The organism is Enterobacter sp. UPMP701, assembly GCF_053709515.1.
In genome coordinates this window covers 113131-124085 of sequence record NZ_JBSKJN010000010.1, presented here as the reverse complement: position 1 = coordinate 124085, position 10955 = coordinate 113131, and the positions used below count along the sequence as shown (strand labels likewise).

Here is a 10955-nt window from a genome sequence, read left to right as displayed (position 1 = left end):
TTTACTCCTTCTCTCTGGACTCTGGCAGATGCCAGAAATCGAAAAAATTAAACCAGTCGAGCGGCGACATGAGGGCGTAATGCTCCAGCCGCTGCGCGTAGCGATCGACGGTATCCTGCAGCGCCTGCTGGCGTTCACCGCGCGGCAGGCGCAGCGGGTCGGCAAACGGTTCGCAGTGCAGGGTGAGCTTCCCCTGCTGGCGCAGGGCAAAAATCAGCACCACCGGGCAGCGCAGGATGGAGGCCAGGATAAACGGCCCCTGGGGGAACGGCGCAGGCTGGCCCATGAACGGGCTCCAGATCACCCGCCACTCGCCGCCACGCTGCGGATTGACCGCGATGCGGTCGCCCACGATCGCGACCCATTCTCCGCGCTCAAGCTTCTCTTTGATGGCAATCGCGGTGTCCGGGCCGATGTCGGTGACTGACATCAGATTCACGCCCGCCTGGGGCGCCATTTCGCTCATGATTTGCTTAAAGCGCTGGGCGTTCTCGCTGAAGACCAGGGCGTTGATGGTCTTGCTGCCGTCCAGCTGGGCCAGCGCCCGGCAGGCTTCTACGTCGCCAAGGTGCGAGGCCAGCAGCAGCTTGCCCTGCTGCGCCGCGATATTAAGCGTTTCGCTCGCGCCGGGGGCAAAGACCACGTCGCGCTCGAACTTCAGCTCGCCGCGCCAGCTGGCGACTTTATCCAGCATCGCGTTGCCAAAGCGCATGAAATGGAAAAAGCTGTTGAAACGAGCTGGAACGGGCATGTTTCGCTGAGTCAGAACCTGCTTCACCCGCGAAATCCACTGCCGAGAAGCCTGCCGCGCCGGACGCGCGATAAGCCAGTAGACGCCGATCACCGGCCACAGCAGCACGGTAAACGCCCGCCGCCCCAGCAGCTGCCAGACGCGCAGCATCAGCCGCATGCCCCAGAGGCCTTTAACCTCGTCCTGCTGCGCCCAGTGCTGGCGGCGTCGACGAAAGAGCAGGCCGGGAATGCGGGGCAGCATGCCGAAGAACAGGCGGGTATGCATCAGGGAGATCCGCACGTTATCTTTTAACGCGTCGAAGTGGGACAACCCGTCCTGCGGATAGGTGACGCGGGTGGGCAGAAAGACGCTGGTGTTGCCCTGCCAGTAAAGACGGACCATCACTTCGGTGTCAAAGTCCATCCGTTTACCGAGCGTTTCACGCGCAGCGAGCCGCAGCGTGGGCGAGACCGGGTAGACCCGAAAGCCACACATGCTGTCTTTAAGCTGCAGGGATAAGGTCTCAATCCACACCCAGACGTGGGTGACCCAGCGCCCGTAGAGCCGCGAGCGTGGAATGGAGTCATCGTAAATGGGCTGGCCGGAAATCAGCGCGTCCGGGTGGCGCTCCGCCAGCGCCAGCAGTTTGGGGATGTCTTCGATGGCGTGCTGGCCGTCCGCGTCCACCTGCACGGCGTGGGTATAGCCCGCACGCGCGCACTCCTCCAGCCCCCTGATGACTGCGGCACCTTTCCCGGCGTTTTGCGCCAGACGGACCAGCGTCATCTGCGGCTGCTCCGCTGCGAGGCGCTCAAGCTCCAGACGGGTGATCGCTTCGCTGCCGTCGTCCACCACCAGGCACGGCAGGCCGAACGGTGCGAGACGCGACAGCACGCTGGCAATCATGGCGCCGTGGTTGTAGCACGGGATCAGCACGCAGGGACGGAAGGTTACTGACATAGACGAATTTTCCCGCTGCTGGCGGTATGGCGTTCAGCCCCGTCATGACGCAGGTAGCTGAAGGTCAGCATTTTGCGTTCGGCATGCCACTCAAGCACCAGCGTCACCGTGGCTTCCGGCAGCAGTGGGGCCTGGAACTTCACGTTTTGAATGCTGTGAAAGCGATAGCCCGGTGCCAGTAACGTCGTGGCGTAGTGCATCACCCAGTCAAGCTGCGCAACGCCGGGCAGCAGCGGTTGTATGGCAAAATGGCCCTGAAACCAGAACAGAGAGGCGTCGAGATGCAACACGATCTCCAGCTTCTCCGGCTGTGCCTGATGGCGCTCAATTTCATGAATTTTCATGAAATAACTCCTCTAACTGCGCATAGACACGCTTGTTCATACTGTTTACCGGCATTTCATCGACAATGCGCCAGTAGCGCGGAACGGCGACCGGCTCAAGCCACGGCAGCAGGGCGCGACGCCAGGCGAACTCCTGCGCTTTTTTATCCTGCATATACCCGCGCTGACGAACCGCTTCGTCCAGAACCAGCAGTGCGCCAATCCCCTGGCGGCCTCCGCGCGTAACCGGGAGTGCAGCCGCTTCGCAAACGCCGTCGAGCTCCAGCAGGCGACGCTCGATCTCATTAAGCGAGATGCGCTTTTCTTCAATTTTGACCACCCGCCCGCGACGCCCGGCGATGCTGAACAGCCCCTCGCTGTCGAAGTGCAGGATATCGTCCAGCTGGAGGCCTTCAGCCTCATGGATCAGCGGCGACGTGACGCGACAGGCTTCATCTTCCTGATGGAATTTGACGCCGGGGAAGGGCAGCCACGGCAGGTTATCTTCCAGGCGATGTCGCCAGGCGAGGATCCCGGTTTCGGTGCTGCCATAAATTTCGTCCGGCCAGATGTTAAGCCAGCCTGCGGTGGTGGAGACGTCACACCAGGGCAGCATTCCGCCTGCTGAAATCAGCATCCTGACGGGCGGCGCGGCCAGCTCGGTATCGAGGCGCTTCAGGAACGCCGGGCTGCTGATGAACAGGTAATGCCTGTCATGAGGAAGGGCGGCCAGCTGCTCTGCGTAGTAGAGCATCGCGGCATGCAGCGGCAGGCCCATCGCCATCGGCAAGACGATGCGGAAGGTGAGGCCATAGAGATGTTGCGGGACGACGGAGGCCACAACGCTACAGCCAGCCAGACGCTCGCCGAAACGGTCAGCCAGCAGGCGGGCTTCGCGATCCAGACTGACGATGTGTTTAATCACCCGGCGCGGCGTCCCCGTAGAGCCGGAGGTGAACAGCTCTACGAAGCGGTTTTCGTCAATCTCGGGCAGGGGCTCCCAGTGGCCGATCGTCTGGTGGCGGGAGGGCACCACCATCAGCTTCCCATGGATATCGAGAGTGCGATCGCTCAGGACGCCGCTAAACAGCGATTGCTGCTCTTCAAGCAGCGAAACGCGGCTATGGCCGGGAATAACCGGGGTTTTACCGGCATGCAGCGAGGCCAGCAGCGCAACAATAAACAGGTAGCTGTTTTCAAAGCACAGCGCCCAGCGCTCGCCCTCCTGCTGACGCAGGGTGTCGACCAGTAAGGTCACATCGTGGCGCAGCTGGCCCAGCGTCCAGGTACGGTCGTCAAGCCAGGCAACGGGCGTGTCGTCAGGGCGCGGCGCGTTTAACCACTGGCCCAGCGGAAGGGGGTTATTCATTGTGCATCTCTTTTTTTATCACCCGCTGGCGCACCAGCCACTCTGTCGCCATCAGCGTCCCCATCAGGATGTAAGCCACCATACCGTTCCACAGCGTCCACAGATGCATGTCGCCGTGCAGGACGGTAAACAGCGCCATCGCCCCGTTGCCGATGAAAAAGCCGCACCAGACGAGGGTCACCCTGCGGGTATAGCGCACGCCCTCCGGGGGCAAATTCGGCTCACGCAGGCGCGCCAGGCGTTCAACCAGCGGCATCGCTGTCCACAGCGAACCGCCGAACACGGCCAGCATCACAAGATTAACGACCACAGGGTAGAACAGCAGCCACTGGTGGGTTTTCAGCAGGTAGCTTGCCGCGCAGAGCGCAATGCCCGCCAGCGCCACGCACTGCACCACATACCGCATCGGGCCGGTGTTCCGCTGCGCCTGACGCAGCCGCAGCAGCAACAGCAGCGCCATCACGGGCAGCAGCCACGGCAGGCTGTTATGCGTCAGCCCAAATCCAATGAGGAAGGGCCACGCCAGCAGCATCAACCCCGTCAGCAGTGGGATGAGCGGGAATGTCCGTCCACCACGCACGAGGTCTTACTCTTCGCGCAGAAGCTGTTCGACGGCGTCTACCACATCCTGAACGGTACGAACCGATTTGAAGGTTTCCGGCTTGATTTTCTTACCGGTCTTCTTCTGCAGGTGAACAATCATGTCCACCGCGTCAATGCTGTCCAGCTCCAGGTCTTCGTAAAGACGGGCTTCGGGCGTAATGTCCTGCGGGTCGATTTCAAAGAGTTTGGTCAGAAGGCCGCAGACTTCCTGATAAATGTTTTCCTGGTTAGTCATCGTTCACACCTCAGGCGCGTTGGGCATGGATAAAGGACGCCAGGGTGGCGACGGAAAAGAAGTGCTGGCGCATCTCTTCGCTTTCGGCAGAAAGCACCACGCCATACTGGTTTTTCACCGCCAGACCCAGTTCCAGCGCGTCGATAGAGTCGAGACCCAGCCCATCGCCAAACAGCGCGGCATCGGTATCAATATCCTCTGCGGTAAGCTCGTCCAGATTCAGCGTGGTGATAATGAGATTCTTAATTTCAAGATAAAGCGCTTGCATCATTAATTCCTGACAAAGATTGAAGGCCTGATGTTAATCGATGCTGCAGGTGCCGGTTTAACTGCCTTGCCGCCAGTGCCGGTTCTTGTTGCCTTGCATCGTAAAATTCGTCGATGTTCACGCGATCGCGGACATCCACGGTGAAGACGGGTTTTGCGCGTGGTACATCATACCAGTGGCTTTTTTTATCCAGCAGGTGCTCGCTGCAGTGGATGAGTACGATCCGCAGATCGCTGTGGCAGCGCACGGCGATATTTGCCGCGCCGCGCTGGAGGGACATCGCCTCGCCTGGGCGGGTCCGCGTCCCTTCCGGGAAGATTAACAGCGTGTCGCCCTGAGACAGACGCTGCTGGCTGGCGGCGAGCAGGGGCCCGGCTTCGCTGTTAATCAGATAGTCTGCCGCGCGGATAACGCCGCTGACGAAAGGATTGCGCAGCAGGGCGCTTTTCACCAGACAGTCGGTTTCTGGCATCACCGACGCCAGAATCACGTAGTCAATTAACGTCGGGTGGTTAGCCACCACGAGACAGCCCCGATCGCCGCGCAGCGCGTCAAGATTGTGGATGCGATAGTCCAGCACCCCGGTGCCGCGGGCAACGGTTAAGAAGAAGCGGAAGCTGGCCGCAATGCTGCGGCGTGCCAGACGACGGCGTTTGGCGCGATCGCGCTGGGCAATCAGCAGCAGGTTGAACCAGACCAGCGACAGCAGCAGCCCGCCTGTGCCAAACAGCGCGAAGCAGAAGCCGGTCATCGCCAGACGCCATAGCCAGTTGATACGGGCGGCCAGGCGGTTCATTCGCGCGTCCATTGCCACAGCAAACGTTCGCCCGGCACTACAAACTGATGTTCCTCGCTAAGATAGCGTTGCAGGAACATCAGGCTTTGCGGCAGGGCAGGTTCTTCACCCGTGCTGTCGCTGCGGGTTTCGCACTGCAAATCGCTGCCAGCTTCAATCACCAGCGCCAGCGCGTACGGCCAGGTGGGCATCTGCGGCGGTAATGCCGGGTGGTAAAATTCCGGCAGCGCGCCGTCAAAGTCCACCAGCAAGACGCGGGAATAGCCCGCATGCAGCAGGCTCAGTACTTCACATAAGGCCTGCTGGAAGGTGTCCAGCCCGGCAGAAATGGATGACGAGACAACAGGCTGGCGAGCGGTAATCGTGAGATTGCCCACCGCGGAATTGTGCACGGACATGGCGAAGTCGGTAGGCGAAACGGACTGCCCGGTCGCCAGCGCATGCAGAATACGGTAGTTGCGCTCCAGCTCGCCGTGGCGGCTGGAATAGACGACGGCGTCAATGGCGTGGCTTTGCAGCATGGCAAGACCAATATCCACCGCCAGCTTACTGCCTGAATTGAGGCGACGCGCGGTCATCATCGGTAATGCGGTCAGCCGTGGTAGCGGCGCTGATGGGTCTATCGTCGCCTGCAGGCGTGACCACGCCTGCCACTCTGCGGCATCGCTTAGTCCTGGCGCTCTTGCCTGCCAGTCAATAATGTTCAGTGAAAATTTCATCTACGCGCGTCCGCGGAAAAACCGTATTCAAAGGGCAGGCTGAGCCACCCGGGCAGCTAAGCTGCTCTATTGTTCACGTTTGTTGCAAATCAACAGGGTATGACCTACCCCAAGGTTATCCAGCCGCTGTTCTACGCTGAAACCCGCCCTCTCCAGGTAGTGATAAAACTTCTCTACGCTGTAAAACCGGCTATTACCATTCGCCATACAGGTGAAGTAGAGCGAGGTGGCATTCAGGCTGAAAGAGGCCGCTTCAAACTTCTGGGCATCCCAGAAAAGCTCCATAATGCACAGCCGTGCGCCAGGCTTCATGGCCTCTGCGACGCGCGTCAGCATCGCGACAATCTGATCCGGAGAGAAACAGTCCAGGAACTGGCTCATCCACCAGACGTCGGCATCACCCGGCAATGTCGCAGGGCTAAGCATATCGACAGCATGGAATCCAATACGATGAGAAAAACCTGCTTTTGCGATGTTTTCCTGCGCCAGCGCTACCTGCTGAGGCAGGTCGAGGATCGTCACGGCAACGTTGTCGTCATAGCGGCAGCAGCGTAACGCCCATTTACCCGTATTTCCGCCTACATCGTACAATTTTGTCGGCGAGCTTGCGAATATATATGGCAACGCAGCGTCAAACGCGGCGTCAGAATAGTAGTGATCGAAGGCGAACCAGCTCTCTTTCGCCGGAGCCGGTAATTGGGATAATGCCGGGTAGATGGTTGGCCAGTTGCCAAACACCGCTAATCCGGCCGGCTTTTCTTCCTGCAGGGCATCCGCCAGGTGAAATAATCCCTGATAACAAACGTCCTGAGTGAAATCCATATTTACGCGGGTCATTTCGTCGTGCAGTAAAAAATGGCCCACTTTCGCCAGAAAATAACGTCCATTCTGTTGGGTAACGATTCGACCGCTTAATCCCATATCCAGCAATACGCTGACGCCATAGTTGCCGAGCGTGCTGTTTTCGGTTATTTCTTCAAGACTGGCACCCGCTTTACCCTGTTTATCGAGCCAGGCGAGAACGCCTGAGTTACGCAGACAAAGCGCGGTCTGAAATAACATCGGAGCAAAAGCGATGCGTTGCGCTTCGGTAATGGCATCCAGTGCGCTGAGCGTGTCCTTTTCGTACATTGTTGCGTAACCTTTCAGGGCAAGAAATAGAGGTTATCGGGCCCTGTCTGGCCCGACTTTAGAAAAATATTACAGCGCGGCGCCCGCAGAGAGGTTCAGCTGAATATCGTGGTCGAGGTTATTCACCCAGCGGTTATAATTTTTGTGAATTTTACCGTCTGCCGCTTTCAGGTTCAGGCTGCTTTCGTAATTAATTGAATAGCTTGTTGCTGAGTACGGAATACGCACCTGGACGGAGTGATCGCGTGCCTGCAAACGCCCCTTAATAACGCCCGGACCCGCTTCCGTCATGATCCAGTCACGCTTCTGGCCAGCTTTCAAAATCGCCGTTTTCACCTGATCGGCAGTATGACCTGCACTGACGGTGGAGTGAACCTGAGCGATTGGGGCGGTACGTGCACAGCCTGCCAGTGCGCCAACGAATACTGCTGCTGCACACCATTTAACGATCTTTTTCATCAACAACTCCATATCAATAATAACAATTAAAGTTAGTGGTTTTTACAAATAATATGCATCCAGTTCGTTGTTTGCGCTGGGTGTATTTTTAATCAATATTAATGTTTGCATTACGTTGACGCGAAGGCGGGATATAATATCACGGAAAAATAGCGCATTTCGGTTTTTTTTTAATTTGCGTTAGAGCAGTCATTGCGTTTCGTAGAAATACGTGCGGAACAAATAAAAGCAGAATTAATATACCTTAACGCAAATAAAAATACCGCGATGGGTGATAATCGCGGTAATGTACGGCGTATTATTGACGCTTTAAACCTACCGATACTGGTAGGTTTGCTATCCCGGCAACCGGCTTTTTGGCCGCCCCGGCCCAAGCAGGATCGCCAGCTTGCTGCCCCCTTTGGTGGTTTCCATCCAGATTTTACATACGCTGGTCAGCGGGACCGACAGCAGCATGCCGACCGGGCCCAGCAGCCATCCCCAAATCAGTAAGGATAAAAACACCACCAGCGTCGACATGCCGAGCCGGTGTCCCATCATGCGCGGTTCAAGAATATTACCCAGCACCATATGCACGACGAGGAACAGCGCGCCGACCAGCATACATTCGTAGAAACCGTTAAACAGAAACGCCTGAATCATCGGCGGCACGGCGGAAAGCACCGCGCCAATATTCGGCACGTAGTTCAGCAGAAACGCCAGTACGCCCCACATCAGCGCGAACTGGACGTCCATCAGCATCAGCCCCAGCCAGACAATAATCCCGGTCCATACGCTGAGCAGCGTTTTCAGCGCCAGATATTTGGAGACGCCCTTCAGTGCCCGGTGTAAACCGGCAATGTGAATTTGTGGATTGTTCAGCGCAAAGCGCAGCTTATAGGGGACGTGGCGGACTTCGAACAGCATAAACACCACCGTCATGACCAGCAGCAGTATGCTGGCCATCGCGCCGGAAAGACCGGTCATCAGCGTGGTCGCGTATGTCATGACCTTCTCGGAATCCATCCTGCGCAGCATCCGCTCGGGGGAGATATGCAGGTTAAGAAAGGGCATCATCTCCTGCAGCGCGACGATCTTACGCGTCAGCTCTTTATTGTACTGCGGCAACATGGTGGAGAATTCGCTCAGCGATGCCGCCAGTACGCCGAAGAGCGCCGTCAGGCCAATCAGCATCACAATCACCACGATAGTGATGGCCACCGGGCGGCTCACCCCGCGACGTAAAAACCAGGTCACCAGCGGATTGAGGACAATGGCAAAAAAGAGCGCCAGCAGAAGCTGGACGATGATGTCAGCGGCAGCGTGGATACCCGCAAGGATAACTACCAGACAGGCGAGTTTTAATAAGATATGGAGTCCTGCTTTATCGGGCTGGGGAGCTAACATGCGCGTTCCTTAATAAGATGACCCGATAAGTGTAGTGCCTGGGGGCCGCTTCGTCTGGCACCGATAATCTGAAAGTCGGGGCTGATTTTCTTATTGCGTCGTGGTAATAGTGAAACACTGTTGCAAAAATTCAGGTAGAACCCGATGCCCGAGCCTGCCGCCGAACCGGCGCTGAGTGGATTGCGCCTCAATCTGCGCATTGTTTCCGTTGTTATCTTCAACTTTGCCAGCTATTTAACGATCGGCCTGCCGCTGGCGGTTCTGCCGGGCTACGTCCATGACGTGATGGGGTTTAGCGCGTTCTGGGCGGGGCTGGTCATCAGCCTGCAGTATTTCGCCACGCTCCTTAGCCGCCCGCACGCCGGGCGCTATGCCGACCTGTTCGGTCCCAAAAGCATCGTGGTAGTGGGATTGTGCGGCTGTTTCCTCAGTGGTCTGAGCTACCTGCTGGCTGCCGCTACCAGCCACTGGCCGCTGGTCAGCCTGGCGCTGCTTTGCCTGGGCCGCGTCATTCTCGGCATTGGGCAAAGCCTGGCAGGAACCGGCTCGACGCTGTGGGGCGTGGGGGTTGTTGGTGCGCCACACATTGGTCGGGTGATCTCGTGGAACGGGATCGTCACCTACGGGGCGATGGCGCTCGGCGCACCACTCGGCGTGGCCTGCTATGCGTTTGGCGGACTGTATGGCCTGGCCATCACTATTATGGTGGTCGCGCTTGCGGCGATTCTGTTTGCGCTGCCGCGACCGAAAGTCAAAGCCAGCAAGGGCAAACCGCTGCCGTTTCGGGCCGTGCTGGGGCGCGTCTGGCCGTACGGCATGGCGCTGGCCCTGGCGACCACCGGCTTCGGGGTGATAGCGACCTTCATTACCCTGTTCTATGACGCCAAAGGCTGGGACGGCGCAGCCTTTGCGTTGACCCTCTTTAGCGGAGCGTTTGTGGGCGCGCGCCTGCTTTTCCCGAACGGCATCAACCGTCTCGGCGGGCTGAACGTGGCAATGATCTGCTTTGCGATAGAGATTGTCGGGCTGCTGTTGACCGGCATCGCGATGGTGCCCTGGATGGCGAAAATTGGCGTATTCCTCGCGGGGGCAGGGTTTTCACTGGTCTTCCCGGCGCTGGGCGTGGTGGCGGTTAAAGCCGTGCCGCAGCAAAATCAGGGGGCGGCGCTGGCGACCTACACGGTATTTATGGATATGTCTTTAGGCATTACCGGGCCGCTGGCGGGGCTGGTGATGGCCTGGGCAGGGGTACCGGTGATCTATCTTGCCGCGGCGGGTCTGGTGATAATTGCCCTGCTGCTGACGTGGCGGCTAAAAAAATGGCCTCCGGTGCAGGCACCGGCGGCCACGTCATCGTCGTGAAGGATTACTCGATCACGATGGTGTTAATGATGTTTTCCGCAGCAGTCTGCGCTTTCTGCTGGTCTTCCGCTGGCAGGGTGATCTGCAGGGTCAGCAGTTTGTTATCCACCTTGCCCAGCACTACAGAAGAGTAAGCGGTCTGGCCTTTTGCGGAGATGATGCTGTCCAGCTGTTGCAGCTTATGGCCTTTCAGCTCGATGGATTTATTCGTCACCACCTGCAGCTGCGGATCGCGGCCGCGCTGCTGATCTTCCAGACGTTTGGACAGGACGGCCAGGTCTTCGCTGGTGTCGTCGCCCACAATCACAATGACCGCTTTCTGGCCGGTTGCGTCGGAATAAACGTGCATGTTATTCGCCTGGGTGCCCAGCTTGCCGCTCTGGTCAGTCATATCGGCTGGCAGAGAGAAACTGAGTTTGCCATCCATCAGATTCACCGGCTGACCGGTCGCGTTGCTCTCTGCGGATGCGCCCTGAGCAGGCGTTTTCGTGTCGCTGTTATCACAGGCTGCAAGACCCACAACCAGCAGGCCAATCCCGACATATTTAACCAGATTGCGCATTGACTTCTTCCTTTCGATAAACGGCCATAGCGGCTCATTCACCCATCTT

Annotated in this window: 12 protein-coding genes and 1 pseudogene; 1 reads left to right on the top strand and 12 read right to left on the bottom strand. The window is 58.1% G+C overall.

From position 1 onward, the window contains the following. Position 1: 1 nt before the first annotated feature. The 11 genes from ACWKXT_RS19120 to ACWKXT_RS19070 form a co-directional block, all read right to left on the bottom strand. Positions 2-1693 carry a glycosyltransferase family 2 protein gene (locus ACWKXT_RS19120; protein ID WP_454533124.1) on the bottom strand — a complete coding sequence of 564 codons (1692 nt, stop codon included), beginning with the start codon at positions 1691-1693 and terminating at the stop codon, positions 2-4. Further along, positions 1684-2037 (bottom strand): ApeI family dehydratase, encoded by a 354-nt coding sequence (locus ACWKXT_RS19115; RefSeq protein ID WP_454533123.1) that lies wholly within the window; start codon positions 2035-2037, stop codon positions 1684-1686. The genes ACWKXT_RS19120 and ACWKXT_RS19115 overlap by 10 nt, the downstream gene beginning before the upstream one ends. Then, a complete protein-coding gene (locus ACWKXT_RS19110) occupies positions 2024-3385 on the bottom strand; it encodes an AMP-dependent synthetase (protein WP_454533122.1) in 1362 nt (453 codons plus the stop codon). Before ACWKXT_RS19110 ends, ACWKXT_RS19115 begins: the two co-directional genes overlap by 14 nt. Continuing rightward, the gene (locus tag ACWKXT_RS19105; RefSeq protein ID WP_454533134.1) at positions 3378-3917 is read right to left on the bottom strand and encodes a hypothetical protein; all 540 of its coding nucleotides are present in this window, start codon (positions 3915-3917) and stop codon (positions 3378-3380) included. The genes ACWKXT_RS19110 and ACWKXT_RS19105 overlap by 8 nt, the downstream gene beginning before the upstream one ends. Positions 3918-3971: 54 nt before the next feature. After that, on the bottom strand, positions 3972-4223 hold the full coding sequence (locus tag ACWKXT_RS19100; protein ID WP_454529555.1) for an acyl carrier protein: 252 nt from the start codon (positions 4221-4223) through the stop codon (positions 3972-3974). 10 nt (positions 4224-4233) lie between these two features. Further along, the gene (locus tag ACWKXT_RS19095; RefSeq protein ID WP_028014701.1) at positions 4234-4491 is read right to left on the bottom strand and encodes a phosphopantetheine-binding protein; all 258 of its coding nucleotides are present in this window, start codon (positions 4489-4491) and stop codon (positions 4234-4236) included. Beyond that, positions 4472-5287: a lysophospholipid acyltransferase family protein gene (locus tag ACWKXT_RS19090; RefSeq protein ID WP_454533121.1), complete on the bottom strand. Its 816-nt coding sequence runs from the start codon at positions 5285-5287 to the stop codon at positions 4472-4474. The genes ACWKXT_RS19095 and ACWKXT_RS19090 overlap by 20 nt, the downstream gene beginning before the upstream one ends. Then, complete coding sequence (locus ACWKXT_RS19085) at positions 5284-6006, bottom strand: beta-ketoacyl synthase chain length factor (RefSeq protein ID WP_454533120.1); 723 nt, start codon at positions 6004-6006, stop codon at positions 5284-5286. Before ACWKXT_RS19085 ends, ACWKXT_RS19090 begins: the two co-directional genes overlap by 4 nt. A gap of 66 nt (positions 6007-6072) precedes the next feature. After that, on the bottom strand, positions 6073-7137 hold the full coding sequence (locus tag ACWKXT_RS19080; RefSeq protein WP_454529552.1) for a methyltransferase: 1065 nt from the start codon (positions 7135-7137) through the stop codon (positions 6073-6075). A gap of 69 nt (positions 7138-7206) precedes the next feature. Then, positions 7207-7596 (bottom strand): lipoprotein, encoded by a 390-nt coding sequence (locus ACWKXT_RS19075; RefSeq protein ID WP_080329064.1) that lies wholly within the window; start codon positions 7594-7596, stop codon positions 7207-7209. 336 nt (positions 7597-7932) lie between these two features. Next, entirely contained in the window at positions 7933-8982 is a 1050-nt protein-coding gene (locus ACWKXT_RS19070; protein WP_041911893.1) for an AI-2E family transporter, read from the bottom strand. Between the two features lie 100 nt (positions 8983-9082). Between ACWKXT_RS19070 and ACWKXT_RS19065 the strand changes: the two are divergent. Continuing rightward, positions 9083-10344 (top strand): annotated as a pseudogene (locus tag ACWKXT_RS19065) (MFS transporter). Between the two features lie 4 nt (positions 10345-10348). Here ACWKXT_RS19065 and ACWKXT_RS19060 read toward each other — a convergent pair. Beyond that, positions 10349-10906, bottom strand: a complete 558-nt coding sequence (locus tag ACWKXT_RS19060; protein ID WP_454529551.1) for a DcrB family lipoprotein — start codon at positions 10904-10906, stop codon at positions 10349-10351. Between the last annotated feature and the right edge of the window lie 49 nt (positions 10907-10955).

Bases quoted from the DNA above. Each gene is read 5' to 3' on its own strand.
- ACWKXT_RS19120 (WP_454533124.1), bottom strand. From the start codon at position 1,693: ATGTCAGTAACCTTCCGTCCCTGCGTGCTGATCCCGTGCTACAACCAC.
- ACWKXT_RS19115 (WP_454533123.1), bottom strand. From the start codon at position 2,037: ATGAAAATTCATGAAATTGAGCGCCATCAGGCACAGCCGGAGAAGCTG.
- ACWKXT_RS19110 (WP_454533122.1), bottom strand. From the start codon at position 3,385: ATGAATAACCCCCTTCCGCTGGGCCAGTGGTTAAACGCGCCGCGCCCT.
- ACWKXT_RS19105 (WP_454533134.1), bottom strand. From the start codon at position 3,917: ATGCTGCTGGCGTGGCCCTTCCTCATTGGATTTGGGCTGACGCATAAC.
- ACWKXT_RS19100 (WP_454529555.1), bottom strand. From the start codon at position 4,223: ATGACTAACCAGGAAAACATTTATCAGGAAGTCTGCGGCCTTCTGACC.
- ACWKXT_RS19095 (WP_028014701.1), bottom strand. From the start codon at position 4,491: ATGCAAGCGCTTTATCTTGAAATTAAGAATCTCATTATCACCACGCTG.
- ACWKXT_RS19090 (WP_454533121.1), bottom strand. From the start codon at position 5,287: ATGAACCGCCTGGCCGCCCGTATCAACTGGCTATGGCGTCTGGCGATG.
- ACWKXT_RS19085 (WP_454533120.1), bottom strand. From the start codon at position 6,006: ATGAAATTTTCACTGAACATTATTGACTGGCAGGCAAGAGCGCCAGGA.
- ACWKXT_RS19080 (WP_454529552.1), bottom strand. From the start codon at position 7,137: ATGTACGAAAAGGACACGCTCAGCGCACTGGATGCCATTACCGAAGCG.
- ACWKXT_RS19075 (WP_080329064.1), bottom strand. From the start codon at position 7,596: ATGAAAAAGATCGTTAAATGGTGTGCAGCAGCAGTATTCGTTGGCGCA.
- ACWKXT_RS19070 (WP_041911893.1), bottom strand. From the start codon at position 8,982: ATGTTAGCTCCCCAGCCCGATAAAGCAGGACTCCATATCTTATTAAAA.
- ACWKXT_RS19060 (WP_454529551.1), bottom strand. From the start codon at position 10,906: ATGCGCAATCTGGTTAAATATGTCGGGATTGGCCTGCTGGTTGTGGGT.